The sequence below is a fragment of the Cytobacillus sp. genome, assembly GCF_032154635.1.
Classification (GTDB): domain Bacteria; phylum Bacillota; class Bacilli; order Bacillales; family Cytobacillaceae; genus Cytobacillus.
Map to the genome: position 1 here is coordinate 143,784 of NZ_JALDXW010000002.1, position 26,232 is coordinate 170,015.

28 protein-coding genes are annotated in these 26,232 nt (G+C 38.7%); 1 reads left to right on the plus strand and 27 read right to left on the minus strand.

What is annotated here, in order from left to right; all coding sequences use genetic code 11:
• Positions 1 to 34 precede the first annotated feature (34 nt).
• From ylqF to RUH74_RS02730, 21 genes are all read right to left on the minus strand, one after another.
• A complete protein-coding gene (gene ylqF / locus RUH74_RS02630) occupies positions 35 to 892 on the minus strand; it encodes a ribosome biogenesis GTPase YlqF (RefSeq protein ID WP_313798698.1) in 858 nt (285 codons plus the stop codon).
• Between the two features lie 121 nt (positions 893 to 1,013).
• Entirely contained in the window at positions 1,014 to 1,565 is a 552-nt protein-coding gene (gene lepB / locus RUH74_RS02635) for a signal peptidase I (protein WP_102271477.1), read from the minus strand.
• Between the two features lie 204 nt (positions 1,566 to 1,769).
• Complete coding sequence (rplS, locus tag RUH74_RS02640) at positions 1,770 to 2,114, minus strand: 50S ribosomal protein L19 (RefSeq protein ID WP_313798699.1); 345 nt, start codon at positions 2,112 to 2,114, stop codon at positions 1,770 to 1,772.
• Between the two features lie 190 nt (positions 2,115 to 2,304).
• Positions 2,305 to 3,042, minus strand: a complete 738-nt coding sequence (gene trmD / locus RUH74_RS02645) for a tRNA (guanosine(37)-N1)-methyltransferase TrmD (RefSeq protein WP_313798838.1) — start codon at positions 3,040 to 3,042, stop codon at positions 2,305 to 2,307.
• The gene (gene rimM / locus RUH74_RS02650) at positions 3,042 to 3,560 is read right to left on the minus strand and encodes a ribosome maturation factor RimM (RefSeq protein WP_313798700.1); all 519 of its coding nucleotides are present in this window, start codon (positions 3,558 to 3,560) and stop codon (positions 3,042 to 3,044) included. The genes trmD and rimM overlap by 1 nt, the downstream gene beginning before the upstream one ends.
• A 14-nt stretch (positions 3,561 to 3,574) precedes the next feature.
• Positions 3,575 to 3,961 (minus strand): YlqD family protein, encoded by a 387-nt coding sequence (locus RUH74_RS02655; protein WP_313798701.1) that lies wholly within the window; start codon positions 3,959 to 3,961, stop codon positions 3,575 to 3,577.
• Positions 3,962 to 4,201: 240 nt separating this feature from the next.
• Entirely contained in the window at positions 4,202 to 4,432 is a 231-nt protein-coding gene (locus tag RUH74_RS02660; protein WP_313798702.1) for a KH domain-containing protein, read from the minus strand.
• A gap of 11 nt (positions 4,433 to 4,443) precedes the next feature.
• A complete protein-coding gene (gene rpsP, locus RUH74_RS02665; RefSeq protein WP_313798703.1) occupies positions 4,444 to 4,716 on the minus strand; it encodes a 30S ribosomal protein S16 in 273 nt (90 codons plus the stop codon).
• Positions 4,717 to 4,825: 109 nt separating this feature from the next.
• A complete protein-coding gene (gene ffh / locus RUH74_RS02670) occupies positions 4,826 to 6,178 on the minus strand; it encodes a signal recognition particle protein (RefSeq protein WP_313798704.1) in 1,353 nt (450 codons plus the stop codon).
• An 11-nt stretch (positions 6,179 to 6,189) separates the two neighbouring features.
• Positions 6,190 to 6,522 carry a putative DNA-binding protein gene (locus RUH74_RS02675; protein WP_313798705.1) on the minus strand — a complete coding sequence of 111 codons (333 nt, stop codon included), beginning with the start codon at positions 6,520 to 6,522 and terminating at the stop codon, positions 6,190 to 6,192.
• Positions 6,523 to 6,792: 270 nt separating this feature from the next.
• The gene (ftsY, locus tag RUH74_RS02680) at positions 6,793 to 7,779 is read right to left on the minus strand and encodes a signal recognition particle-docking protein FtsY (protein ID WP_313798706.1); all 987 of its coding nucleotides are present in this window, start codon (positions 7,777 to 7,779) and stop codon (positions 6,793 to 6,795) included.
• Between the two features lie 14 nt (positions 7,780 to 7,793).
• Positions 7,794 to 11,360, minus strand: coding sequence for a chromosome segregation protein SMC (smc, locus tag RUH74_RS02685; protein WP_313798707.1), 3,567 nt, complete (start codon positions 11,358 to 11,360; stop codon positions 7,794 to 7,796).
• 51 nt (positions 11,361 to 11,411) lie between these two features.
• Positions 11,412 to 12,152: a ribonuclease III gene (gene rnc / locus RUH74_RS02690; RefSeq protein WP_313798708.1), complete on the minus strand. Its 741-nt coding sequence runs from the start codon at positions 12,150 to 12,152 to the stop codon at positions 11,412 to 11,414.
• 223 nt (positions 12,153 to 12,375) lie between these two features.
• A complete protein-coding gene (locus RUH74_RS02695; RefSeq protein ID WP_053475633.1) occupies positions 12,376 to 12,609 on the minus strand; it encodes an acyl carrier protein in 234 nt (77 codons plus the stop codon).
• Positions 12,610 to 12,734: 125 nt separating this feature from the next.
• On the minus strand, positions 12,735 to 13,478 hold the full coding sequence (gene fabG / locus RUH74_RS02700) for a 3-oxoacyl-[acyl-carrier-protein] reductase (protein ID WP_313798709.1): 744 nt from the start codon (positions 13,476 to 13,478) through the stop codon (positions 12,735 to 12,737).
• Positions 13,475 to 14,422 (minus strand): ACP S-malonyltransferase, encoded by a 948-nt coding sequence (gene fabD / locus RUH74_RS02705; protein WP_313798710.1) that lies wholly within the window; start codon positions 14,420 to 14,422, stop codon positions 13,475 to 13,477. Before fabD ends, fabG begins: the two co-directional genes overlap by 4 nt.
• Positions 14,423 to 14,443: 21 nt before the next feature.
• Positions 14,444 to 15,436, minus strand: a complete 993-nt coding sequence (gene plsX / locus RUH74_RS02710) for a phosphate acyltransferase PlsX (RefSeq protein WP_313798711.1) — start codon at positions 15,434 to 15,436, stop codon at positions 14,444 to 14,446.
• A 39-nt stretch (positions 15,437 to 15,475) separates the two neighbouring features.
• Positions 15,476 to 16,051 carry a transcription factor FapR gene (fapR, locus tag RUH74_RS02715; RefSeq protein ID WP_313798712.1) on the minus strand — a complete coding sequence of 192 codons (576 nt, stop codon included), beginning with the start codon at positions 16,049 to 16,051 and terminating at the stop codon, positions 15,476 to 15,478.
• 62 nt (positions 16,052 to 16,113) lie between these two features.
• Positions 16,114 to 18,162 (minus strand): ATP-dependent DNA helicase RecG, encoded by a 2,049-nt coding sequence (recG, locus tag RUH74_RS02720; protein WP_313798713.1) that lies wholly within the window; start codon positions 18,160 to 18,162, stop codon positions 16,114 to 16,116.
• A gap of 91 nt (positions 18,163 to 18,253) precedes the next feature.
• On the minus strand, positions 18,254 to 19,933 hold the full coding sequence (locus RUH74_RS02725) for a DAK2 domain-containing protein (RefSeq protein WP_313798714.1): 1,680 nt from the start codon (positions 19,931 to 19,933) through the stop codon (positions 18,254 to 18,256).
• A gap of 16 nt (positions 19,934 to 19,949) precedes the next feature.
• Positions 19,950 to 20,312 carry an Asp23/Gls24 family envelope stress response protein gene (locus RUH74_RS02730; protein WP_313798715.1) on the minus strand — a complete coding sequence of 121 codons (363 nt, stop codon included), beginning with the start codon at positions 20,310 to 20,312 and terminating at the stop codon, positions 19,950 to 19,952.
• Between the two features lie 345 nt (positions 20,313 to 20,657).
• On the opposite strand from RUH74_RS02730, the gene rpmB reads away from it, so the two are divergent.
• The gene (rpmB, locus tag RUH74_RS02735; RefSeq protein WP_053475625.1) at positions 20,658 to 20,846 is read left to right on the plus strand and encodes a 50S ribosomal protein L28; all 189 of its coding nucleotides are present in this window, start codon (positions 20,658 to 20,660) and stop codon (positions 20,844 to 20,846) included.
• 213 nt (positions 20,847 to 21,059) lie between these two features.
• Here rpmB and spoVM read toward each other — a convergent pair whose 3' ends face one another.
• The 6 genes from spoVM to RUH74_RS02765 all read right to left on the minus strand — a co-directional run bounded on the left by spoVM (position 21,060) and on the right by RUH74_RS02765 (position 26,229).
• Positions 21,060 to 21,140, minus strand: a complete 81-nt coding sequence (spoVM, locus tag RUH74_RS02740; RefSeq protein WP_053475624.1) for a stage V sporulation protein SpoVM — start codon at positions 21,138 to 21,140, stop codon at positions 21,060 to 21,062.
• A gap of 90 nt (positions 21,141 to 21,230) precedes the next feature.
• Positions 21,231 to 21,878 (minus strand): thiamine diphosphokinase, encoded by a 648-nt coding sequence (locus tag RUH74_RS02745; protein WP_313798716.1) that lies wholly within the window; start codon positions 21,876 to 21,878, stop codon positions 21,231 to 21,233.
• 62 nt (positions 21,879 to 21,940) lie between these two features.
• The gene (gene rpe / locus RUH74_RS02750) at positions 21,941 to 22,600 is read right to left on the minus strand and encodes a ribulose-phosphate 3-epimerase (protein WP_313798717.1); all 660 of its coding nucleotides are present in this window, start codon (positions 22,598 to 22,600) and stop codon (positions 21,941 to 21,943) included.
• Between the two features lie 2 nt (positions 22,601 to 22,602).
• Complete coding sequence (gene rsgA / locus RUH74_RS02755) at positions 22,603 to 23,484, minus strand: ribosome small subunit-dependent GTPase A (protein ID WP_313798718.1); 882 nt, start codon at positions 23,482 to 23,484, stop codon at positions 22,603 to 22,605.
• A 10-nt stretch (positions 23,485 to 23,494) separates the two neighbouring features.
• A complete protein-coding gene (gene pknB, locus RUH74_RS02760; RefSeq protein WP_313798719.1) occupies positions 23,495 to 25,474 on the minus strand; it encodes a Stk1 family PASTA domain-containing Ser/Thr kinase in 1,980 nt (659 codons plus the stop codon).
• Entirely contained in the window at positions 25,471 to 26,229 is a 759-nt protein-coding gene (locus RUH74_RS02765; protein ID WP_313798720.1) for a Stp1/IreP family PP2C-type Ser/Thr phosphatase, read from the minus strand. Before RUH74_RS02765 ends, pknB begins: the two co-directional genes overlap by 4 nt.
• Positions 26,230 to 26,232: the final 3 nt, after the last annotated feature.

The following is a 26,232-nucleotide window of genomic DNA, read 5'->3' on the forward strand; positions in this document are numbered from 1 at the left end:
CCTTGGTGTTAGATGATATTAATTGTTCGCTGGATCATTCTAATAAGTCTTCAGGACGTTCCAAAGTAACAGCTCCTAATTTCTCTGTTCGAAACTCTCTAATCACTAGTTCTGTCACTTTATCATAATCGATTTCGCCCCGTCCCATAAGGCATCCTCTCACCTTGCCAATCGCATCAAACATTTCAACAATATCTTCAGGAATAACTTCCATTTGATAGCGGTCTTTCAATCGATCTGGATAATATTTTTCAAGAAAACGAAGACCAAATACGGCAATGTCCTGTAAGTTTAAAATCGTATCCTTTATTGCACCCGTAAGGGCCAGTTTTAAGCCAACTTCTTGATCTTCAAATTTCGGCCATAAAATCCCTGGAGTATCAAGCAATTCTAGTTCCTTTCCTACCTTAATCCATTGTTGCGCTTTCGTTACCCCTGGCGTATTTCCGGTTTTTGCAATATTTTTTTTTGCAAGTCTATTAATTAACGTGGACTTCCCAGCATTTGGAATGCCAACAATCATTGCTCGAATCGCCCTAGGTCTTACACCCTTTGCTCTCATCCGATCAAATTTCTCCTGTAGTATTTCCTCAGATGCAGCAACAATTTCTTTCATCCCTTGCCCTGCCTGAGAATTTATAGCAAGAGCCTTTATTCCCTTCTCTTTGAAATATTTAATCCATTGCTTTGTCGCTTCTTTATCTGCCATGTCCGCTTTATTAAGAAGAACTAATCTTGGTTTATGCTGAATGATTTCATCGATCATTGGATTTCTAGAGGAATATGGAATTCTAGCATCGACAAGTTCAAAGATGATGTCCACAAGCTTTAGTTTTTCTGTTACCTGTCTGCGGGCTTTCGCCATGTGACCCGGAAACCATTGGATGGTCAAGGCTGCCACCTCCATTTGTAAAATTTTGAAGTAATTAACTTTGAATTATGGTACTTTTTGAGGGGAGAGATAGGAGGTTGATGAGAAGCAAATAGCCTATGAACCAGTTGCTTCCCATCGATTATTTTACGATACGAATATCTTCTATTGGCCAATAAATAATCCCTGTATTCCCTAGTACTTTTTCCATCGGGACAGCCCCAATATGACGACTATCCTTGCTGTATCTACGATTATCACCCATAACAAATAGATGACCTTCAGGAACCGTTTCCGATCCTATTTTTTCTTCAAGAGTAAATGGTTCAGTTAATGGACCATCAATCACTTGTTTCTTATACTCATCCAAATATGGTTCTTCATATGCTTTTCCATTTACATAAAGCGTGTCATCTTTGTATTCAATCCGATCACCTGGGAGACCAATGACTCTCTTTATGTAATCCTTATTTTCTGGTGCATGAAAAACAATGATATCGAAACGTTCGGGCTTGCCAATTTTATAACTGAACTTGTTTACAATCATCCGATCTTGATCATGCAATGTAGGCATCATTGACAATCCATCCACTACTATTGGAGCAAATAAAAAATATCGGATAACTGCAGCTAACAATACTGCAATAACAAGTGCCTTTGTCCATTCCCACAGTTCATTTTTCTTCTTAGCCATGATTTCCCCACCAATCTCTTGTAAAAAATATCCATTAAAAAATCCACTTTTAATGGGCTCGTTATATACCTCTAATATATATATTACAAAAATCTCCCTAAAAAAACAGGATAGGAGCCTTATATATTTATTATTAATCAAATATGTAAATTTATTTGCTAAGAAAAAGGAGCTTGTTGAACAAGCTCCTTTCCGCTTTTTTTATTATCGAATTTCTTTGATACGAGCTTTTTTACCACGTAGGTTACGTAGGTAGTAAAGTTTCGCACGGCGTACTTTACCGCGGCGGATAACTTCAAGCTTCGCAATCTTTGGTGTGTGTACAGGGAATGTACGCTCTACGCCTACACCGTAAGAAATCTTACGAACTGTGAAAGTTTCGCTGATTCCACCACCACGACGCTTAATCACAACTCCTTCATACACCTGAATACGCTCACGTGTTCCTTCAACAATACTTACGTGTACACGTACAGTATCACCAGGACGGAAAGAAGGAAGATCTGTACGAAGTTGTTCTTTTGTGATCTCTTCAATTAATTTATGCATCGTTTTCAACTCCTTCCAACAGATGCTCTTGCACATCATTTCTTCCAATTGCAGCGGAACATCTTAATAAGACGAAAACTGAAGTTGTCCAGCTGCAGCCCTAGCCCCCTCGAGGTCATAAGCCGCTCCGACTTTCTTCCAGCCTAAGTCACAAAAAATATTGTAACATACATAGCAATCAACATCAATGCTATTTACTCTCTTTTTTGATTTCTTCTAGCCATTTTTTTTGTATCGCAGATAATTCTATCTGTTCAAGTAAATCCGGCCTTCTAAGCACAGTCCTTCTTAATGATTCTTTCGTCCGCCATTCATCAATAAGCCGATGGTTGCCTGAAATAAGAACGTCCGGTACCTTCATCCCTCTGAAATCTGCTGGACGTGTATAATGAGGATGTTCTAACAGTCCAGTACTAAACGAGTCACTTAAGTGAGACTCTACTTTTCCTAACACACCAGGCAGGAGACGAACAACGCTATCAATGACAACCATTGCTCCAAGCTCCCCTCCTGTTAGCACAAAATCACCAATCGAAATTTCATCGGTCACGACATGTTCACGAATTCTCTCATCGTACCCCTCATAATGGCCGCATATAAAAATAAGGTGATCTAAACCAGCTAACTCTTCCGCTTTTTTTTGGGTATATTTCTCTCCTTGCGGACAAAGAAGAATCACCCGAGGGACTGAGGCGCTTTTTTCACGTAGATCTGCAACCGCATCAAAAATGGGCTGAGGTTTTAGAACCATTCCAGCTCCTCCCCCATAAGGGTAATCATCAACCGTTTGATGCTTATTATCAGCATACGCTCTAAAATTCACTACATTGTAATCTACCGCTTTATTTTCTGACGCTCTTTTTAATATTGATGAACCGAGGACTCCTTCAAACATTTCTGGAAAAAGGGTTAAAACATCAATCTTCATCATGAAAGTAGTCCTTCAATCGGATCAATGATTACGTTCTTAGCTTTTACATCTACTCTTTTTACTACATCTTTTATGTAGGGAATTAAAATATCTTTCCCGCCTTTCCCCTTGATCACCCATACATCATTGGCACCCGGTGAGAGAATTTCTCGGATTTTTCCGATTTCCTCTCCCTCAAGTGTTGTAACTGTACAGCCAATAATTTCGTGGTAATAATATTCATCCTCTTCGAGCTGACCAAGCTGGTCCTCAGATACCTTTAATATACCACCCTTCATTTTTTCTATATCATTAATATTTTCATACCCTTCAAAAGTAAGTAAATCAAATGACTTATGAGTACGATGTGATTTAATTATTAGCTCGATGGGGGTATTCGTGTCGGGCATAAATAAAGTTAATTTATTTCCAGGCTTATAGCGTTCATCAGCAAAATCTGTTTTTGAAATTACACGTGCTTCTCCTTTAATTCCATGTGTGTTTACGATCTTACCGACATTAAACCATTTTTCCATCCCGTATTTCACCTCTAACGTATTTCATCAATAATGCCATCTTTTATTATAATTGTCTTTTCTTTTTGCACCGCTTCCCAGCGATCTCCTACTTCAATATCGATTATTGCATTTACTTCTTTTTCCTTCAGCTCACTGCCTAATGGTAGTATATGTAATTGTTCAATTTGAAAATCAAGCAGCTTTGCTTTTTCTTCCCGCTTTTGAATCTCTTTCTCAAAATGCATCCTAATATTATTGGGCTGAAACCTTTTCTGTTTTTCTAATTTTTTTAATTCAAATTGGAGCTGTTCGCACTCTTTTTTTAGCTGTTGTTTATTTTTCTCATAGCTTTCTAGCAGCACCAATTTGCTTTTCTCCGTAAGAACTTGCTTTACCACGACAGATTGAATTATTTTCAACAGGCAACGCCTCCCAAGGGCTGTGAACGTGTTCTAGCACTCATTTAAAGTATATGAATTCCTTTGATAATTGGAAAAAAAGGAGGGTATGAACCCTCCTTTCTCTCGCTTTTCTTATTGTCTAGCTTCGGCGCCTAGTCCCTCAAGGTTATAAGCCAATCTGCCAAGAAGGTTAAATTACAACCTTCTCGACAGCTCGTCTTATACTTGTCGGGACTAAGCAAGGCGCTTTCGCTTTTCTTATTCACTAATCTCTAAGAAGATTTTCTTCTGTTGCGAGGATCCTGCTGCATAGACAACAGTTCGTATTGCTTTCGCAACGCGCCCTTGCTTCCCAATTACTTTCCCCATGTCAGTCTTGTTGACAGAAAGCTGATAGGTCACGCGATTTTCTTCTTCAAGAACCATTACTTGAACATCTTCCGGAAAATCAACAAGGGGCTTCACAATCGTTTCAATAAGTTCTTTCATGTGTTTATGAATTACTTACCGTTTTTTGCGTTATGGAATTTTTCCATAATGCCTTGTTTAGAGAATAGGTTACGAACTGTATCTGATGGCTTCGCACCAGTTTGAAGCCATTTAAGAGCTAATTCTTCATTAATATCAACGATTGCAGGATCTGCAACTGGATTGTAAGTTCCTACTGTTTCAATGAAACGTCCATCACGTGGTGAACGAGAATCAGCTACTACGATACGATAAAAAGGAGACTTTTTTGCTCCCATACGTTTTAAACGAATTTTTACTGCCATTTTAATAAGCACCTCCGAATAGTTTCACACAAGATAGTATATTATCAGATTCCTAAATAGTTTGTAAAGGTTTTTTTCTTTACAGCTAAAATTTTTTTTCTTCTTTCACCTAAAAAGGATTAAATGGAAGCTTAAATCCACCTTTTTTCTTTCCTTTTGGCGAGCCGCCTGTCATTTGTTTCATCATCTTTTTCATATCTTCGAATTGCTTAAGCAAGCGATTCACTTCAGGAACAGTCGTTCCACTTCCCTTAGCAATTCGTTTACGTCTGCTCGCATTAATCGTTTCCGGATGAATTTTCTCATCCTTTGTCATCGATTGAATGATTGCTTCCACATGGGTGATCTGTTTTTCATCCACTTGAAGATTATTTAAACCTTTAATTTTATTAGCTCCTGGCATCATTTTCAGAAGCTCATCGAGTGGTCCCATACTGCGAACCTGACCTAATTGTTCCAGGAAATCATCGAATGTAAAAGAAGCATTGCGAAATTTCTGCTGCATTTCCTTGGCTTTTTCTTCATCTACATTCGCCTGAGCCTTTTCAATTAGCGTAAGAACATCGCCCATTCCTAATATCCGTGAAGCCATACGTTCCGGATGAAAGGGTTCGAGAGCGTCTAATTTTTCTCCAAGACCAACAAATTTAATCGGTGTTTCAGTTACTGCACGGATCGATAATGCTGCTCCCCCACGTGTATCACCATCAAGTTTTGTCAGTACAACACCTGTCAGACCAAGCTGTTCATTGAAGCTTTTGGCCACGTTGACCGCATCTTGTCCAGTCATCGCATCAACGACTAGGAATATCTCATCTGGTTTAGCGAGCTCTTTAATATCTTTAAGCTCATCCATCAGAGCTTCATCCACATGCAAACGGCCAGCTGTGTCGATAAGAACATAATCATTATGATCTTCTTTCGCCTTTGCAATTGCCTGCTTTGCTATTTCAACTGGGCTTACTTGGTCACCAAGTGAAAATACAGGCATATTTAATTGCTTCCCAAGTGTTTCAAGCTGTTTAATCGCAGCCGGTCGATAAATATCTGCTGCAACAAGCATTGGATTACGGTTGTATTTCTTGCGGAGTAGATTGGCAAGCTTACCAGTCGTTGTTGTCTTACCCGCACCTTGTAAACCAACCATCATAATCACGGTTGGCGGCCGGTTAGAAACGGCAATTTTGCTTTGTTCTCCACCCATTAACTCCGTAAGCTCTTCCTTAACAACCTTAATAACCTGCTGTCCAGGCGTTAAACTTTTGAGAACTTCCTGGCCAACAGCTCGTTCACTTACCTTTTTAACAAAATCTTTGACGACCTTAAAGTTAACATCCGCCTCTAATAGGGCAAGACGAACTTCACGCATCATGTCTTTTACATCCGCTTCATTTATCTTTCCCTTGCCGCGGATCTTCTGGATTGTATTCTGCAGTCGGTCGGCTAATCCTTCAAATGCCATCTTGCCGCCTCCTAATCTAATTTCTCAAGCTCGGCTACTGCCTTGAAAATTGCTTTATTTTCAGGATCATCTTTTGCAAGCATTTCTTTTATTTTGACAAGCAGTTTGCTCCGCTCTTGAAATTTCTGAAATAATAACAGCTTCTCTTCATACTCTTCAAGCATTGCTTCAGTACGTTTAATATTGTCGTATACCGCTTGTCTGCTAACATCGTATTCCTCTGCAATCTCTCCAAGTGAAAAATCATCCAGGTAATAAAGGGACATATAGCTTCGCTGCTTAGGAGTCAACAACGATTGATAAAAATCATAAAGATAATTCATTCTCGTTGTCTTTTCTAACATCCCTACTCCCCCTTGTTAAGTGAAAAGCCTTTACAATAGTAAGTTTACCTAGAAGCACAACGCATGTCAATAGAAAAGCGGAGGCGACTTGCTTATCTCCGACAAGCATAAGACAAACTGGATGGAAGGTTGTTCTTTAACCTTCTAGCCAGGTTGGCTTGTGACCTCGAGGGGGTAGGAGCCGCAGCTGGACAGAGAAAAGCGGAGACGACTGCTGGACATTGAAAAACAGCTGGCATCCATTTTGCCAGCTGTTTTTCCTCCCTGTTTTTATGCTTCCTTTTCAACTAAGTCTGCAAACAACCCGTATACATATTGTTCTGCATTAAATTCCTGAAGATCATCCATTTTTTCACCAAGACCTACAAATTTCACCGGAATATTAAGCTCATTTCTAATAGCTAAAACAATTCCCCCTTTTGCTGTTCCATCTAGCTTCGTCAATACAATTCCGCTCACATCTGTTGCTTCCTTAAATGTTTTCGCTTGGATCATTGCATTTTGACCGGTTGTTGCATCAAGAACCAATAATACCTCATGTGGCGCTCCTGGAATCTCCCGTTCAATCACGCGCTTCACTTTTTCAAGCTCTTTCATAAGATTTACTTTGTTTTGCAATCTTCCTGCTGTATCACAAATAAGAATATCTGCTTTACGGGATTTAGCAGCTTGTACAGCATCAAACATTACTGCTGCAGGATCGGAGCCAGCTCCTTGTTTAATGACCTCAACACCGACTCTTTCTCCCCATACCTCCAGCTGTTCAATCGCACCGGCACGGAACGTATCACCAGCTGCTAACAATACCTTTTTTCCTTCACTCTTAAATTTATGGGCGAGCTTTCCAATTGTTGTTGTCTTTCCAACACCGTTTACACCAACAAATAGAATAACTGTTAAGGAGTCGTCTTGCATATTTAATTCAGCAGATCGGTCCCCGCCTGCTTCATAAATTTCAACAAGCTTTTCAGAGATCACACTTTGAACCTCTTGCGGATCCTGGATATTTTTACGCTTTACTTCCATTTTTAATTCTTCAACTAGCTTCATGACAGTATCAAAGCCGACATCCGCTTGGATCAAAATTTCTTCAAGTTCTTCAAAGAAATCCTCATCCACTTTCCGATATCTAGCAACAAGATCATTCACTTTTCCGGAAAAATTATCTCTAGTTTTCGCCAAACCATCTTTAAACTTTTCTGTCACACTATCCGTTTGCTTCGTGATTTTTTCTTTTAATTTTTTAAAAAAACTCATGATTTCACTTCCTTTTATTGGGCAACTAATTCCTTCGTTTCTTCCAGACGAACGGATACTAATTTAGAAACACCTGATTCCTGCATCGTTACTCCATATAGCACATCCGCCTCTTCCATCGTTCCTTTCCGATGGGTGATGACAATAAACTGTGTTTCTGTGCTGAATCTCTTTAAATATTGACTAAAGCGAGATACATTCGCCTCATCAAGCGCTGCTTCCACCTCATCCAAAATACAGAATGGAACAGGACGTACTTTCAAAATTGAAAAAAGCAGTGCGATTGCTGTTAGTGCACGTTCACCACCAGATAATAGTCCAAGGTTTTGCAGTTTTTTCCCTGGCGGCTGTGCAACAATCTCAACACCCGTATTTAATAAGTCTTCAGGATTTGTTAATTTAAGATCGGCTCTTCCTCCGCCAAATAATGAACGGAAAACAGTTTCAAAATGATAGCGTATCCCCTCAAACGTTTCTTGGAAACGTTTTTTCATTTCAGTATCCATTTCATCTATTACCTGAAATAAAGTATCTTTTGCTTCCTGGAGATCATTTTTCTGTTCAAGTAGAAATTCATACCGTTCAGAAACACGGTCATACTCTTCAATTGCCCCTAGATTGACAGTACCAAGCTCTTCAATTGCCAATTTAATCAGTTTTACTTTTTTCCTTGCTTCATCTGCGGGGATAGTCAACGGATATTCTTCCTTTGCAGCATCGAAGGACAGTAAATATTCCTCGCGTAAATGGTTTAATCTATTTTCCAATTCAACATCAAGCCTATTCAGCTTTACCTCTTGATCCTTTAATGCTTCAGTCATCCCTTTATGCTGTCTCTTAAGTTCTTTTGTTTCAAGCTCTAAGTCCTCTAGTGCAGCTTGAAGCTTTAAACGTTCTTCTCTTCTTGAAGAGATTAGCGCAATTGTTTCTGTTTTATCCTGAAGCTTTCTTTTAGCCGCATCCTCAAGCTGCTGTTCACCTGAAAAGCTATTGGTCATTTCTGAAGATAATAATTCTATATCCTCTTTAATCGTTTCTAGCTTTTCTTTATTTAATGACAATTCTAAGGAGAGTGCTTCGAATTTATCTTTCTTATGGTTCAATTGCTCAGTTATTGAAGCATATTTCACTTTTAAATCATTTATTTCAGAATAAAGAGATTCCTTTGAGGATTGCTGCATGTTTTTCTGATCAGTTAACCTATTAATTTCTAAATCGAAAGAAATAATCTGATTTTCAATTTCCGACAGCAACGTATTTAGCTCCGACTTTCGTGTGATCAATCTTTCCTTGTCTTCAGAAAACTGTGCCTTATCAAGATCATACAGAGACAGTCTTTCATTCAAGCTTTTTTCTTCAAATTCTACTTCCCGAAGATCGCTTTTGACAGCTTGTTCCTTTAGTCGAAGCTCTTCCCCAGTTTTTCTATGCGTCTCAAGACTTTCTTCAAGCTTTTGAATATCTGCCTTTAGCATCTTCACTTGCTCTTCCATGCTAAGTGTTTTCGTTTCCATATCGATAATTCTAGTCTTTAATTCCTCGAGCTCACCTTTTCTGCTTAAAATGGAGGAAGATTTTTGTTTCAGCGCGCCCCCTGTCATTGAACCGCCAGGATTGACCACATCTCCATCAAGTGTGACGAGACGGACCCGATATTGCAGAATCTTCGCCAATTCATTTGCACCTTGCAAATCTTTCGTAATTACTACATTCCCAAGCAAATTATTGATCGTTTCATTGTACTTTACATCTGTGTCTATTAATTTTGCTGCCACACCAATGTATGCAGAATGATGTTGAATAGATTGAAGCTGCCCTTGGTTTAAGCTCTTCCCTTTTATCACATTTAGTGGAAGGAATGTTGCTCTGCCGAAAGAATTTTTCTTCAAGTACTGGATCGCATCCCTGCCATCCTTTTCAGATTGAACAACAATATGCTGCGTCGCTCCACCTAAGGCTGTTTCAATGGCAATTTCATAATCCTTAGGTACTTGTATTAATTCAGCAACGGCACCCTCGATCCCGTTCAACTTGCTTCCTCGTGCCTTTAAAACCTCTTTTACACCTTGAAAGAATCCTGAATAATCATCTTCCATTTCTGCAAGCATTTCTTGTCTGGATTTAGCCTTCTGCAAATATTGATAGGCTTGATACAGTGTTGTTTCTTGTTTTTGGTAGTTATTTTTTGCCGTTTCTAGCCTTCTTTGCTCATCTCTATATTTCTTTACCTGCTCGTCCAATTCATTCTGAACGCTTTGAAGAAGAGATTGAACGGTTTCCTTCTTTTCTATAATTGCTTTTCGCGTTTGAATAAAACCTTCATTGTCTTTTTCAAGCCTAGATACTCGATAGCCCAATTGGCTTTCCTGCTGCTCAATATTTTGCAGTTCATTTTTAGCAGCTGCTTGTTTACTTAGAACTTCAATATAATCACTTTTAAGTGTTTCAAGCTTTTCCTCTGTATTTTCGCTAAATAGCTTAAGCTGCTCTTGCTTTTTCTTTAATTCCTTTTGCAGCACAGAAGCAGCTTGTTCTACTTCTACTAATAAATGTAATTGCTTTTCTTTTTCCTTCGTCAATTCCAAGTCTTTGTTTGTCAATTCTTCTAAACTTCTATGGAGCTGTTCTTTATTCTGGGAAGCATTCTTCTTTCTTTCTTTTAAAACTTCTTTTCTTCCTTCAAGCTTTTCAAGCTCTTCACTCGCATGGAGCAATACATTCTGCAAATCATTAATTGATTCATCAATCGCTTGTGCATGGTCCCTCAATTCTTCGATTTTTGCCTCTTTGCTTTGCAGTGTTGCTGAATGCTTTATTTCATTTTGCTTGTGAAGTTCTAATTCCTGCGAAAGTTTCTCCCATTTCGAATGTAAATCCTCGATTTCGAAAACAGTAAGTGCCACTTCAATTTTTTCTAGTTCTTCCTTATGTTCTAAATAATCCTTCGCAATGGATGCTTGAATTTTTAATGGTTCTACTTGTGTTTCTAATTCAAACACTATGTCATTCACACGATTTAAATTCTCTTGTGTTTCAGAGAGCTTTCCCTCTGCTTTTTTCTTTCTTGTCTTATATTTAAGAACTCCAGCAGCTTCTTCAAAAATGGTTCTTCTTTCTTCAGCTTTACTGTTTAGTATTTCTTCTACTCTACCCTGACTAATGATGGAAAAGGCTTCTCTCCCTAAACCTGAGTCCATAAATAAATCAACAATATCTTTTAGCCTGCAAGTTTGTTTATTTATTAAAAATTCACTTTCCCCAGAGCGATATACTCTTCTTGTGACGCTCACTTCGTTATAATCAATGGGCAAACGCTGATCCTCATTATCTAAGGTGAGCGTAACCTCTGCAAAATTCAACGCTTTACGCGAATCGCTCCCAGAAAAAATAATATCTTCCATTTTTGCACCGCGTAATGATTTTGCTGATTGTTCCCCCAACACCCAGCGAATGGCATCAGTAATATTGCTCTTCCCGCTTCCATTGGGTCCTACAACGGCTGTGACCCCAGGAACAAAATCAACCATGATCCTCTCAGCAAACGATTTAAATCCAACAACATCTAACCGTTTTAAAAACAAATACTGCTCCCCCTTACCCCAGGGTATTACTCCCCTAGTTCTTTTCGCCTTTTACGTATGACTTTTTAACACCTCAAGTGCCATTTGGGCAGCGTGCTGCTCTGCTTCTTTCTTCGACCGGCCAGTTCCAATCCCTAATTCTTTTCCATTCATAGATACTCTCGAAACAAATTCCCGATTATGTGCAGGCCCTTTTTCTTGTAATATTTTATACTCTATCAAACCTATGCCATCCCGCTGAATAAGCTCCTGAAGCTGGCTTTTAAAATCCATCACATGCGCAAATGCACCTGAATCGATCTTTGGGAAGACAATTTTTTCTAAAAAACGAATAACGGTTTGGAGCCCTTGATCAAGATAGAGCGCACCAATAAATGCTTCAAATACATCTGCAAGCAAAGCAGGTCTTTCCCTTCCCCCAGTCATCTCCTCGCCTTTTCCTAATAAAATTAACTTCCCAAAGGAAAGTTCATGTGCAAATGCCACTAATGAAGGCTCACAGACGACCGCAGCCCTTAATTTCGTTAGTTCTCCTTCACTCATCATTGGATACTTTAGGAATAGAAAGTGCGAAACAGTTAATTCAAGGACCGCATCCCCTAAAAATTCTAATCTTTCATTATCTTCATGTGGTTTACGGCGGTGCTCATTTACATAAGATGAATGGGTGAATGCTTGCTTTAGTAGTTTCTCATTTTGAAACTGGATCCCTAGCTTATTCTGAAATTCTTTGAATTGCTTATCTATAGAACGAATCATACGTTTTTCTTTGTCTTTTCCGTTATTATGCATATTGTTTCACCCTTGTTAGATATAAAATTGTCTTCTATCAATAGCTATTCCCGTTTTTACAGAATAAAGCCCCGTTTTACGAACGGAGCTTTAAGAATATCGTATTTACTGTCCACAATTACCTAAAAAATAACCCAGGTAATAATGGACAGGAAATACGAATTTTTTAGTGCAGTGAGGGCTTGTGTACCCTCACTGAAAAAGTTTAATTGATTCTCTTAGATTATTGCTTCGCTTGTATGTAGTTAACAGCATCACCAACTGTTGCAATCTTTTCAGCGTCATCATCAGAGATTTCCATATCAAACTCATCTTCTAATTCCATTACCAATTCTACTACATCTAGGGAATCAGCGCCAAGATCATCTTTAAATGAAGCCTCAAGCTTAACCTCTGATTCTTCAACACCAAGACGGTCTACGATAATCTTCGTTACGCGTTCTAATACATCTGCCATACTTATTCACCTCCCCTCAAGATATTATAGAGTATTTTTCACAATTAATAAATGCTCCAGCGTGAATTTTTAATTTCAGCAAAAAAACTAATGGGTCGGCGATGTTCTCACATCCGACATCCAGTCTACATCACCATTCCACCATCAACATGAAGGGTTTGCCCAGTCATATATCGACTGTCCTCAGATGCTAAAAACACAACAACATTCGCAATATCCGATGGTTCACCGAATCGAGCTAATGGGATTTGCTTTAGCATTTGTTCCTTTACATCCTCAGTTAGCTTATCTGTCATATCGGTCGTAATAAATCCTGGTGCAATCGCATTTACAGTGATTCCGCGAGAAGATAGTTCCTTAGCAGTTGTTTTCGTCAGACCAATTACACCGGATTTTGCAGCAACATAATTCGCTTGGCCAGGATTGCCACTTACACCTACGATGGATGAAATGTTAATAATTCTTCCACTACGCTGCTTCATCATTTGTCTTGTAACTGCTTTTGTACAAAGGAAGACTCCTTTAAGGTTGATGTTAATTACATCATCCCATTCCTCCTCCTTCATTCTCATAAGAAGATTGTCTTTCGTAATTCCAGCATTATTGACGAGAATATCAAGCTTTCCAAAGGTGTCCATTGTTGCCTTTACCATATTAGCTACAGACTCGCTATTTGAAACATCGCACTGAACAGCGATCGCATTTCTTCCTAGCTCCTTAATTTCAGCAACCACTTGATTTGCTCTTTCTTCACTTCCGGAATAGTTAACAACAACGTCTGCTCCTTGTTTTGCAAGACCTAGTGCAATCTCTCTTCCAATTCCTCGAGAAGCACCTGTTACAAGGGCAACTTTCCCTTCTAGCTTCATTGACTTTCCTCCTTTAAAGACTCAATTACCTCAAGACACGTATCTTTATCTGAAACAGCATATATCCGGGCTGTTTTATCAATTTTCTTTACTAAGCCAGATAGTACCTTGCCTGGTCCAATTTCAATAAACGTGTCGACACCTAAGGAAATCATTTTTTGAATAGAATCTTCCCATAATACAGGGGAGTACAATTGTTCAATTAATCGATTCTTTATCTCTGCAGATGTAGACATTTCTGTTGCAGAAACATTTGCTATCACAGGAATTCCGGCATCATTTACTGAAATTTCATTAAGTATGTCTTTAAATTTTTCAGCAGCAGGTTTCATAAGCTCTGAATGAAATGGACCACTTACCACTAATGGCATTGCACGCTTGGCACCTGCTTCCTTTGCTCTTACTGATGCAAGCTCGACCCCTTTTTTGGAACCGGAAATAACAATCTGGCCAGGACAATTTAAATTAGCTAATTGAACAGGGTGTCCCTCGTTAGTAATCTCTGATGTAACAGCAGCTAGTTTGTCCCGGCCAAGTCCTAAAATTGCAGCCATCGAACCTTCTCCATTAGGAACTGCCTCTTCCATAAATTCGCCTCTTTTTCTAACCGCATAAACGCCATCTTCAAAAGAAAAGGCTCCAGCAGCAACAAGTGCCGTGTATTCTCCAAGGCTATGCCCTGCAACATAATCTGGTTCAATACCTGATTGTTTAAAAAACTCTAAGATCGCAATGCTAGTTGTTAAAAGGGCAGGCTGCGCATTCGTTGTTAAGGTCAGCTCTTCTTGCGGACCTTCAAAAATAAGAGCAGAAAGCGGAAATTTCAGTTTTTCATCCGCTTTATCGAAAATAGACTTTACCTTTTCATCCAATTCAGCTAAAGATTTGCCCATTCCAACTGTTTGAGAACCTTGTCCCGGAAATAGAAATGCTATTTTACCCATTTCAACTCTCCTTTTTCAAGTTTATTTTGAAGCTTCCTTTTCCACTGCTTCTTTGATCGTTTGTGAAACTGCATGTTCAACCATGTTTCTTGTTTGTTTAACAGCACTGAATAGTGCATTAGCATCTGATGAGCCATGTGCTTTTATAACCGGTGCTTTTAAGCCAAACAAGCCAGCACCGCCATATTCCGAATAATCCATTTTTGATTTCAATTGAGTGAGATCTGGTTTCAAAACAGCTGCAGCCATTTTACTTTTAAAGCTGCTAGTCAGTGCTGTTTTCATCATTTTAAAAACAGAGAGTGCTGTGCCCTCGATCGTTTTAAGAACCATATTTCCAGTAAAGCCATCGGTCACTACGACATCAGCAACCCCATCCAGCAAATCACGTGCTTCTACATTGCCAATAAAATGAATATTTGCTTTCTGAAGAAGCTCAAACGTATTCTTAGCAAGCTCATTCCCTTTTTTCTCTTCTGTTCCAATGTTCAAAAGACCTACTCTAGGATTAGATACCCCGCGAACCTTTTCAGCGTAAATAGCGCCCATAATTGCGTATTGCAGCAGATGCTCTGGTTTCGCATCAACATTTGCCCCTACATCAAGTAGCAGGAATCCTTCTCCGCCAATTGTTGGTAATGTTGGTGATAGGGCTGGGCGTTCAATTCCTTCAATTCGGCCAACTACGAAAAGGCCTGCAGCCATTAAAGCTCCTGTATTCCCAGCGGATATACAGGCATCTGCTTTTCCATCCGCTACCTGCTGTGCAGCAAGAACCATAGAAGCTGTTTTCTTGCGCCGTACGGCTCTAACGGGCTCATCCGTTGGCAAAATGACTTCATTTGTATGTAAAACTTCCATTCGTTCTTCGGATGATAAATATTGTCTGATTTTTGACTCGTCTCCAACAAGAGTTATGTGAATATCTTTATACTCACGTATCGCTTTCATTGCCCCTAGAACTATTTCCTTAGGCGCATGGTCACCGCCCATTGCATCAATTGCTATTTTCATATATCTATAACTTCCTTTGTTATTAATTTGAGGGGGAATTCAAGACCTTCGTCCTACTTCAGAACGAAACATATCAAATTCACCTTTAAAGACAATTTCATTATTAACAAAGCTAGTCACTTCTACAATTGTTCTTCCTTTTTCAGAATCTATGTTGACTACCCTTGCCTTCGCAATAACCCTTTCATTTTGTTTCACAGAGCGGGTAAATTGGATATTTGCTTTGGCAGTTAATGCTAGTTCATCATTGATTAACGCAACTGCAAGCGAATTTGCTTGGGCAAATAAGTGATGCCCTCTGGCAATTTGGTTTCTTCTAAATACATGCTCTTCTTTAATATCCAATATGGATATAGCTGTTTTATCCAGCTCTACATCAATTATTTCACCGATTATTTCCTCTATTGGCAGTGCCCGCACTTCATCATCAAATCTTTTTTCAGCGACATTTTTAATCCGTTCGCGCAATTCAGGGATCGATAGCTCTAGACGGTCCAAACGAATGGTTTGAACACTAACCATAAACTTTTCCGCAAGCTCTTCGTCCGTAACAAAAGGATTCTCCTTTATTGTTGTCATTAATAATGCCTGCCGTTCCTTTTTAGTTCTTTTCATTTAACACACCGTCCGCGATATTAAGACTAGGTACTAATAGTAGTATATAATTATGAATCGCTTTAATCAAGTTTTTCTCCTTCTAAAACTCCTGATACCTTCAAATAATTTCTTAAATACATATATTCAGAGGAATGCCAAAACTCATTTGACTGTATCAATAAAGCAGCATCATTCCTTGCAGTCTCTAAAGCCCGATAATCATGAACCATATCTGCCACTTTAAATTCGGGAAGACCACTTTGCTTTTTACCAAAGAAATCTCCTGGACCTCTCAGTTCAAGATCCTTTTCACTAAGGAGGAATCCATCATTTGTATCCGTCATTATCTTCATCCGTTCCTTACCGACTTCTGTTTTAGGGTCAGCAAGTAAAATACAGTAGGATTGCTCACTTCCTCGTCCCACTCTCCCTCTAAGCTGGTGAAGCTGTGCAAGTCCAAATCTTTCCGCATCATAAATGACCATCATCGTTGCATTTGGCACATTTACTCCTACCTCAACTACTGTAGTTGATACAAGCACTTGTTTTTCATTTTGGCTAAATGCCTTCATAACCGATTCTTTTTCGTCTGAAGTTAGTCTACCGTGCATGAGTCCGATTTCATATCGTCCATTAAAATAATGTGTTAAGTTGCTGTGAACATCAATCGCATTTTGAACATCTAATTTATCTGATTCCTCGATAAGGGGGCAAATGACATAGGCTTGATGACCGGAACGCAGTTCTTTCTCCACGAAAGCAAGTACGCGATCAAGCATATCAGGCTTTGTCCAATATGTTTCAATGATCTTTCTTCCAGCAGGCATCTCATCAATAATCGACACATCCATTTCACCAAAAACAGTGATCGAAAGGGTTCGCGGAATAGGGGTAGCGGTCATAAATAGGACATCAGGATTTTCTCCCTTTTCCCTTAAAACTCTACGCTGTTCCACTCCAAATCGATGCTGCTCATCTGTAATGACAAGCCCAAGATGATGAAATTCGACCTCATCCTGAATTAATGCATGGGTTCCAATTAAAATATCGATTTCCCCTGCTTTTAATAATTGTAATATTTCTTTTCGTCGTTTCCCTTTTACAGAGCTAGTTAATAACTCACAGCGAAGCTGAAACGGTTCAAGCATCGCCTTCAGCGATTCCATATGCTGCTCGGCCAGAATTTCCGTTGGTACCATCAATGCCCCTTGAAAACCGGCAGTTGTACTAGCGTACAAAGCAATTGCAGCAACTGCTGTTTTTCCTGAACCAACATCCCCCTGTAATAGCCGATTCATCCTAAAAGGAGATTTCATATCTGTTAGAATTTCATTCACTACCCGCTTCTGAGCATTTGTTAGCGAGAAAGGAAGTGATTTAAGAAATGATTGTAAAGATTCAAGATTATATGCTTGAGCAATCCCATTCGTATGGTCTCTTTCAATTTTCCTTAACGCCTGCATTTTTAATTGAAAATAGAAAAATTCTTCATACACAATCCGTCGTCTTGCTTGCTTAAGCTCTTGCTGATCAGTTGGAAAATGCATCATCCTTATGGCTGTTTTCTTATTTAAGAGCTTGTAGTTTTTTATATATTGTTCAGGTAATGTTTCTTCAATATATTCCCCGAATTGGTTAAAGGCTAAATGAATAAATCTTCTTAAACCCTTAACTGTTAGCTTTCCCTTTACTGTATATACGGGTTCAAAATCTTTAGACTTCGTCTGTGTACCAATATGTATTTCACTTGCCGTTATTGTTTGTCTATGCTGATCCCATTTTCCTGTTACTGACACCGTTTCATTAATGACAATCTTTTTTTTCACGTAAGGCTGGTTAAATAGAACGACCTGAACAAGATACCTTCCCACAAGTACTCTTACTGTTAATCTTGAACGCTTTCGTCCATAATAAACGAGAGAAGGCTCACTATGTACCTTCCCTTCAATTGTAATTCTTTCTTCATGCTTTACATCAGCTAAATCACGAAGACGATAATCTTCATAACGATATGGGAAATATTCCAGCAAATCATTAACTGTTCGTATCTTCATTTCACCAAGAATTTCTTCTGTTTCTCCACCGATTCCTTTAATGGCTGTTATTGGCTGATTTAAGATTTCATTCACGATACTTAGCGGAAAATATCATATCCGCCATCCCCCTCCCTTATTTATTTCATGACAAAAAAGAAGGGGATCCCCCTTCTTTTAACGAAATTTATTCAATAGCGAAGATAAATGCATATAGCGGCTGCTTTCCGTCATGCACTTCGATTTCTATATCTTCATTTTTTTCTTCTAAAAAGCTAACTAGTTCTTGAATATCCTCATCAGCGGCATCTTCCCCTTTTAAAATGGTGACGATTTCTGAATCCGCATCAATCATGTTCATTAATAAATCTTTTGCCGTTTGGACTTTATCTTTATTCTTTACGACAATTTTACCTTCATTAATCCCCATGAAATCATTCTTTTCAATTTCAAGACCATCAATGCTTGTATCTCTAACAGCAAATGTCACTTGCCCCGTTTTCACATGCTGTAATGCATCTTTCATCACTTGTTCATTTTGCGATAAACTTGTACCTGGATTAAATGCAAGCAATGCAGACATCCCTTGTGGAACTGTTTTTGAAGGAATAACAATCACTTCTTGGTCAGAAACCTCTGCTGCCTGCTGCGCTGCCATAATAATGTTTTTATTGTTAGGCAGAATAACCACATTCTTAGCGTTTACTTCATTAATAGCTTTAACAATGTCCTCCGTACTTGGATTCATTGTCTGACCGCCTTCAATAACTGCATGTGCACCAATGCTGCGGAACAAATCAGCAATCCCGCTTCCCATAGAGACAGTTACAATCCCATATTCTTGTTTTTCTTTTTTTGATACATTTTCAGAAACAAGTGGTGTTTGTACTTCATCAACTAAATTAGAATGCTGCTGACGCATGTTTTCAATCTTCATGTTGATCAGGCTGCCATAACGCTGGCCATATGTTAAACAGTCTCCTGGCTGTTCAGAATGAATATGTACTTTAACAAGTTCTTCATCAGCAATAACTAATAAAGAATCTCCATATTTGCTTAAATCCTGACGGAATTTTTCTTCACTAAATGGGTTATTTGCAAGCTTTTTACTTTCAAATTTCACCATAAACTCTGTACAGTACCCAAACTCAATATCCTCTGTATTCATAAAACTATGGACGTTTTTGTGGTGTTCCGCACTAACTAGCTCGTCCATTTTTGGAAGAGAAGCAGGTGCATCCGGCAATTCTTCCCCTTTCAATTCAGCAAGAAAGCCTTCGTATACGAACACGAGTCCTTGACCACCACTGTCAACCACTCCTACTTCCTTAAGAACAGGCAATAAGTCAGGTGTACGGTTTAATGAAGCTTTTGCCTCTTTCACTACCTCATCCATAATAACAATGAGATTATCTTCATTTTTCGCTACTTGGACTGCTTTTTTAGCGGCATCCTTTGCAACAGTTAAAATTGTTCCTTCAACAGGTTTCATTACTGCTTTATAGGCAGTTTCTACCCCGCTTTGGAGTGCAGCAGCAAAATCTTTGCCATTTACTTCAGCTTTTTGTTCAATCGCTTTTGAGAATCCACGAAATAACTGTGACAATATGACACCGGAATTCCCTCTTGCCCCCATCAGCAAACCTTTTGAAAGTGCTGACCCCACTTTTCCAATATGGGGCTGAACATTATTCTTTACTTCCTTTGCGCCTGAAGTCATGGATAAATTCATATTTGTTCCTGTATCCCCATCAGGAACTGGAAAAACGTTGAGTGCATCTACCAATTTCGCATGGGCGGATAAATGGTTTGCACCCTGAATAACCATTTCGGCAAATCGTTTTCCGTCTAAAACTTTAATTGACACAAATCTTTCCTCCTCACTACGGGTTCGTTACACGAACACCCTGAACGTAGATATTGACCGACTCTATGGCAAGGCCAACTGTTTGATTAAGCGTGTATTTTACTTTCGATTGCACATTGTGAGCAATCTCGGAAATTTTTGTTCCGTAACTAACAATAATATACATGTCGATATGTATTTCATCGTTTTCTTGGCGAACAATTACACCGCGGGTAAAATTCTCTTTACGTAAAATTTCTGTTAAGCCATCTCTTATTTGTTGCTTAGAGGCCATACCAACTATACCATAGCAGTCAACAGCCGCTCCACCTGCAAGCGTAGCAATCACGTCATTTGAGATATCAATTTGGCCGAATTTCGTTTTAAGTTCGATTGACATATTTCTTTCCCCCTTTAAATTGTTCTACCCATATTTTCGCTCCTTGAGCTCTAGCTTTCGAAGTAGCTTATCCACACACCTTAAAATATTTTACTATAAGTACATTTATTTTGAAAGCTGCAGTCCACCTTTTTATTATAGCTTACCCCATCATAGTGTATGTCAAGGTTTTTTTCTTGAAAGTCAACTATTGCAATAAAAGGGGTTGTATGATAAATTATTAAAGTATCTTTTAATGTCAAAAATAAGTTTTGCTTTTTTTAACATTAAATCACTATGGTCATCAAAAATGCCAAATGATTCTTAAAAAAGCTTTTTGCTTATGTGTTAAGGAGGGAAATGAATATGCCACGTAAATGTGTCGTAACTGGTAGAAAAACAACTACAGGTAATGCACGTTCTCATGCTATGAATGCCAACAAACGTACATGGGGTGCTAACCTTCAAAAAGTACGTATCCTTGTAGACGGAAAACCGAAGCGTGTTTGGGTTTCTGCAAGAGCGCTTAGATCTGGTAAAGTAGAACGCGTTTAATTACGTGATAGGACATCCCCTATGGGATGTCCTTTTTCTTTAGCAAAGCGCCCCCCTTGGTCAACGCCGAACAAACGAAGAAGGCCCGATTCTTCTGATGTTTCTTTTATCGAAGGAAGGGACCGAAGTGACATATGAGCTGGAGCTAGACAATTCTCAAATGCAAAAAAATTAAGCACCTTTAACAGGTGCTCTTTTGCTTCATGAAACGATTCAATTTTTCTTGAAGGTTCCTAACATGGCACGGACAATGCCGCCTAAAAACTTTGGCAATTTAATTGTATAAAATCTCATTACTCGTGTCCCTCCTCACGATCTCACACATCCATCTTCACCATTCATCATATTCAAAATAAATAGATAAGTACTAATCAATTTTCAGACCTAATCATTACTTCTTACAACCATTAATATGCCTTTTGAAAATGAAAAATGACCACAATCGTGAATAAGTTCATTACTTATGCATAATGTAGAGCCTAAAGGGAGGGATTGATCTACTAAGGGATATTTAAAGCCTTCAAGCGTAATACCGGTAACTTCCATTGTAATTGGCAAAAAAGAAATATATTGATAGCACCGGTTTTTCTTTACCGAGTACTTTCCTGGCATTCGAAGAAAAACCATATTATTTTTATCGAGAATTTCCACTTGCATTTGCTGATCCATTTGCAATGGTTTCATAAGCAATTGTATATTTGCGATAAAATGATCGATCCTTCCTCCTGTAGCTCCAAAAATTCTAATAATGGCCGGCTTTTGCTCAATCGCCCATTTCATCGCCAGTTCCATATCTGTTTCATCCTTTTCAGGCATGAAACGGTTCAATTTACTAACATTTTGTTCGATCGCAACCATTTCCTCAACTGTCACCGAGTCGAAATCACCAAAAGCAATCGTCGGTTTTATTCCTTTAGATAGGAGTGTAAAGACCCCTCTATCGACTCCCACCCAAATATCTTTGTCTGTTTGAAAACTTTCTACATTCGGCAGAAATTCAATCGGTCCGCCAGCCAATATATTTATGTTCATTTCTTTGACCACCTCATTATGACAAGCTAAAAAGAAGTCAGCTAGGGACAGCTGACTTCGAACTAATTGTGTATTGTACTGCCTTTAATTGCGGCAATTGCCTTGGCACGGTCCTCTTGATTATAAACTGCTGATCCAGCTACAAGTACATTTGCACCTGCTTCGATACAAAGCTTTGCCGTCTCTTCATTTACTCCGCCATCTACTTCAATTTCTATAGTCAATCCTTTATTATCTGCCATCTTCTTGACAGCAGCAATTTTTCTAAGGACAGATGGAATAAACTTTTGACCGCCAAAACCAGGGTTTACTGTCATTAGCAGAACCATATCCACATCATCAATAATATCCTCAATCATTTGAACAGGTGTTGCAGGGTTTAATACAACACCAGCTTTCACACCTAAAGACTTAATAAAATGGATTGTCCGGTGGAGATGATGACAAGCCTCCACATGAACAGTAATATAATCAGCTCCAGCTTTCGCGAAAGACTCGATATATTGGTCTGGATTCTCAATCATAAGATGAACATCAAGCGGGAGCTTCGTCACTGGTCGAATCGCTTCAACAATTAAAGGACCTATTGTAATATTCGGGACGAAATGCCCGTCCATTACATCGACATGAATGTAATCTGCTCCCCCTCTCTCAACATCTAGAATTTCCTCCCCAAGCTTTGAAAAATCAGCTGATAAAATAGAAGGGGCAATCTTAACCATAGTTAGTACCTCGGCTTTCTATCTTTAATTTCTTGCAAAAATGTCGTATAGTGCTCATATCTATAGGCTGGGAGTTCCCCATCTGCAATAGCTGCCTTAACTGCACATTTAGGTTCTGCCATGTGTAGGCATCCCCTAAATTTACATTCTTCACTCAACTTTTCAATATCAGGGAAACAAAAGTTAAGGTCTGGAATCTCTATATCTATAAAATCGAGAGAGCTAAACCCTGGCGTATCTGCAACCAAGCCTTGCCCAACTCTAATTAGTTCAACATGCCTTGTTGTATGCTTCCCCCTCCCAAGATGGGAAGAAATATCATTTGTTCTTAAATCTAAATCTGGATTAAGCGCATTTAGGAGAGAAGATTTTCCAACACCTGACTGTCCAGCAAAAACGGAAATTTCCCCCTCCAAATAAGGGAATAATTCCTTAATTCCTTCTTCCGTTTCAGAAGAAGTTAAAAGAACATCATAGCCTGCTTTCCTATAGTCCTCAGCAAACCTTTGTATTTCCTTATTCTGCTCCTCATTTGTTAGATCCATCTTAGTGATACAAATGATCGGCTTAATTCGATTAAACTCAACTAATACAAGAAAACGATCAAGAAGTGCTGTGCTAAAGTCAGGCTCAACAGCAGAAAAGACCAGTATCGCCTGATCTACATTTGCAATTGGCGGCCGTACAAGTTCATTCTTACGCTCTTTTACTTCTAAAATATATCCTTCTTTATCGTTTTCGGCTTGGAAAACAACCTCATCTCCAACAAGCGGGGTAATTTTATTCTTTCTAAAAACCCCTCTACCACGACATTGAACGGTCACGCTTCCATTCAAAACATAATAAAAACCGCTTAATGCCTTTATAATTTTGCCCTCAGGCATAGCAACACTCCTATTCTGGATAATGCACTTCCTGCTGTTCAATGACAGTATTATCCCTTCTAACATGATAAACTGCTTTCTGCCCGTGCTGAATTTCAAGCTCTAATCTGAACTTTCTCGTTTCAGTAATGTATTCTGTAATAAAAGGATCCGTTATACTTCGGTTCATATCATTAATATAAATTTGTACTTCCTGTGGCTGTCCTTCTATTTCAGGCTCATATGGGACGGTTACCTCTACAAATACTGTTTTAGGAGGGATCTCCTTTTTCCCTTTAGAAATAAATACCTTTACTTTGCTTCCCTTTGATACTTGCGTCCCAGGTTTAGGATCTTGCGAGAAAACAAGACCTTCCGGAACACTTTCATTGTAATCTTCCTTCCCAAACTCAATCTTTACACCTGTCGATTCTTCATATTCTTGAAGCCCTTTTTTATTATACTCTCTTAAATTCTTTAAGGTAATTAAACTTGGTCCCTTACTAACGGTAAATATTAATTCCGTTTCTTCTGGAACAACAAGCTCTCCCTCTGGAAAGTTTTGCTCTAAGATCGTACCAGCCGTTTCATTTTCGTCATTTACTTCTTCTTTCTCGATATGTTTGAAATTCTTGCCCAATAATCGAACAACATCATCAAAAGATTGACCCTTATAATTGCCTAATTCAAACTTTTCCTTCCCAAGACTTTCATAAAGATCAACTTTTGCTCCTTCTTTCAGCACTGTGCCAGCCTTCGGATCTGTTTTAATAATTAACCCTTCTTCTACATCCTCATCATTAATTGTTATCGTCTCGCCAATAACAAACCCCGCTTCTTCAAGCTGTTTAATTCCATCTTCCGTTTTTTCACCGGAAATTTCAGGTACAGATATTTCATCCGGTGCCAATAAATCAGGAAGAACAAATACAACAAATATCCCAAGGATAATTAAAGCAAAAAAAGTAGAAATTAGTATTGTTGGCCACTTTTTACTTTTTTTCTTTTCTTTCTTTACTTTTTTTTCCTTTTTCGGAGCTGTTTCCTGTGCTGCGTGATTCCCTTTTATGTCCTTGTCCCGAATAACCGTTTCATCCATATTTGTATATGCCTGGCTATCTGTTATGATCGGAATTGCCTTTGTAGCATCATTATCGATTGGGACAATAAACTTTTCCTCATTCATTCGATCAGGCTCTAGTGCGGTCTTAATATGCTCTTCCATTTCCTCTACACTGTCATACCGGTGAAATGGATCCTTTGCAGTTGCTTTAAAAACGATATTTTCGACACTCTGTGGGATAGAGGGGTTCCATCTCCGTAAAGAAGGCGTTTCAGATTGCAAATGTTTAAGTGCTATAGAAACAGCAGATTCACCAGAAAAAGGCAATCGACCCGTCAATAATTCAAACATAACTATCCCTAACGAATAAATATCTGATTTTCGATTGGCCATTCCGCCTCTTGCTTGTTCAGGAGATAAATAATGCACAGATCCCAAAACAGAATTCGTTTGCGTTATACTAGTAGCACTTAAAGCCATAGCTATTCCGAAATCTGTAATTTTCACGTTCCCAAGCCGGTCAATTAGTATATTATGAGGCTTTATGTCCCGATGGATAATATGATTTTGATGTGCATGAGAAATGGCTGATGTTAATTGCTTCATAATATCAAGCACTTTATCTACCTGAATCGGACTATTCTGCTGTATGTATTGCTTCAATGTTTGTCCATCCACGTATTCCATAACGATATAATAGATCGAATCTTCTTCTCCTACATCGTAAATACTAACAATATTCGGATGTGCAAGACTTGTTGCAGATTGTGCTTCACGATGAAAACGGCGAATAAACTCCTCATCATTAGCAAAATCAAGACGAAGCATTTTAACCGCTACATCACGGTCTAGAATCATGTCGTGGGCTAAATAAACATTAGCCATTCCACCCCCGCCAATGATTTCAAGAATTTTATATCTTCCGCTAATTCTTTTTCCAATCATCATAGGCTATCACCAAATTCACTACCATCAAAAAACTCAACAATGACAAGGGTTATATTATCTTCGCCGCCATGGTTATTCGCCAATTCGATAAGTGTAGTAGCTTTATTATTTAAATCAGTCTTACTTTCAAGAATATCAATCATTTCAGTTTCAGTCACTTTATTTGAAAGGCCATCAGAGCATAGTAAAAGTAAGTCTCCTTCTTCAAAAATGATCGTTTTAATATCTATGCTTACAGATTCTTCTGTGCCCAATGCTCTTAAAACGACATTCTTCATCGGATGATGTTCAGCATCCTCTTTCGAAATTTGTCCTGTTCGTACCAACTCATTCACTAAAGAATGGTCATCCGTTAATTGCTGAAAACCCGTTTCATTTAAAATATAGCATCTGCTATCACCAATATTTGCTACACTTGTAAAACGATCCGTACAAATAGCTGCAACCATTGTGGTCCCCATACCTTCGCATTCAGCAACCTTCTTTGAATGCTCATAAATAAGAGTATTTCCTTTTTCAATATTTGTTTTCAGCCATTCTTCTGCCTCATCAGCGGTTTTGATTTCTTCTGTTTCTCCCCATTGATTCTGTAAATTCGTCAGTGCCATTTCACTAGCCACATCACCAGCGCGATGACCGCCCATGCCATCTGCTACGATGGCAAGGCGCTGACCACTTTTATTCATAAAAACTCCGCCGTTATCTTCATTATGCTGACGAATTCTGCCTCTGTCTGTCATATAAACAGCTTTCATCTT

What these genes read in the sequence shown, in the direction of transcription:
- fabG (WP_313798709.1), bottom strand. Translation starts at nt 13,478, where the DNA reads ATGAAGCTAGAAGGGAAAGTTGCCCTTGTAACAGGTGCTTCTCGAGGA.
- spoVM (WP_053475624.1), bottom strand. Translation starts at nt 21,140, where the DNA reads ATGAGATTTTATACAATTAAATTGCCAAAGTTTTTAGGCGGCATTGTC.
- plsX (WP_313798711.1), bottom strand. Translation starts at nt 15,436, where the DNA reads ATGAAAATAGCAATTGATGCAATGGGCGGTGACCATGCGCCTAAGGAA.
- trmD (WP_313798838.1), bottom strand. Translation starts at nt 3,042, where the DNA reads ATGAAGATTGATGTTTTAACCCTTTTTCCAGAAATGTTTGAAGGAGTC.
- rpmB (WP_053475625.1), top strand. Translation starts at nt 20,658, where the DNA reads ATGCCACGTAAATGTGTCGTAACTGGTAGAAAAACAACTACAGGTAAT.
- rpsP (WP_313798703.1), bottom strand. Translation starts at nt 4,716, where the DNA reads ATGGCAGTAAAAATTCGTTTAAAACGTATGGGAGCAAAAAAGTCTCCT.
- rnc (WP_313798708.1), bottom strand. Translation starts at nt 12,152, where the DNA reads ATGCATAATAACGGAAAAGACAAAGAAAAACGTATGATTCGTTCTATA.
- ffh (WP_313798704.1), bottom strand. Translation starts at nt 6,178, where the DNA reads ATGGCATTTGAAGGATTAGCCGACCGACTGCAGAATACAATCCAGAAG.
- rplS (WP_313798699.1), bottom strand. Translation starts at nt 2,114, where the DNA reads ATGCATAAATTAATTGAAGAGATCACAAAAGAACAACTTCGTACAGAT.
- RUH74_RS02675 (WP_313798705.1), bottom strand. Translation starts at nt 6,522, where the DNA reads ATGTTAGAAAAGACAACGAGAATGAATTATCTTTATGATTTTTATCAA.
- RUH74_RS02730 (WP_313798715.1), bottom strand. Translation starts at nt 20,312, where the DNA reads ATGTCAATCGAACTTAAAACGAAATTCGGCCAAATTGATATCTCAAAT.
- fapR (WP_313798712.1), bottom strand. Translation starts at nt 16,051, where the DNA reads ATGAAAAGAACTAAAAAGGAACGGCAGGCATTATTAATGACAACAATA.
- RUH74_RS02695 (WP_053475633.1), bottom strand. Translation starts at nt 12,609, where the DNA reads ATGGCAGATGTATTAGAACGCGTAACGAAGATTATCGTAGACCGTCTT.
- rimM (WP_313798700.1), bottom strand. Translation starts at nt 3,560, where the DNA reads ATGGAAAAATGGTTTAATGTCGGTAAGATCGTAAACACACATGGAATT.
- pknB (WP_313798719.1), bottom strand. Translation starts at nt 25,474, where the DNA reads ATGATGATTGGAAAAAGAATTAGCGGAAGATATAAAATTCTTGAAATC.
- lepB (WP_102271477.1), bottom strand. Translation starts at nt 1,565, where the DNA reads ATGGCTAAGAAGAAAAATGAACTGTGGGAATGGACAAAGGCACTTGTT.
- RUH74_RS02765 (WP_313798720.1), bottom strand. Translation starts at nt 26,229, where the DNA reads ATGAAAGCTGTTTATATGACAGACAGAGGCAGAATTCGTCAGCATAAT.
- fabD (WP_313798710.1), bottom strand. Translation starts at nt 14,422, where the DNA reads ATGGGTAAAATAGCATTTCTATTTCCGGGACAAGGTTCTCAAACAGTT.
- RUH74_RS02660 (WP_313798702.1), bottom strand. Translation starts at nt 4,432, where the DNA reads ATGAAAGAACTTATTGAAACGATTGTGAAGCCCCTTGTTGATTTTCCG.
- rpe (WP_313798717.1), bottom strand. Translation starts at nt 22,600, where the DNA reads ATGGTTAAGATTGCCCCTTCTATTTTATCAGCTGATTTTTCAAAGCTT.
- RUH74_RS02745 (WP_313798716.1), bottom strand. Translation starts at nt 21,878, where the DNA reads ATGAACATAAATATATTGGCTGGCGGACCGATTGAATTTCTGCCGAAT.
- ftsY (WP_313798706.1), bottom strand. Translation starts at nt 7,779, where the DNA reads ATGAGTTTTTTTAAAAAATTAAAAGAAAAAATCACGAAGCAAACGGAT.
- rsgA (WP_313798718.1), bottom strand. Translation starts at nt 23,484, where the DNA reads ATGCCTGAGGGCAAAATTATAAAGGCATTAAGCGGTTTTTATTATGTT.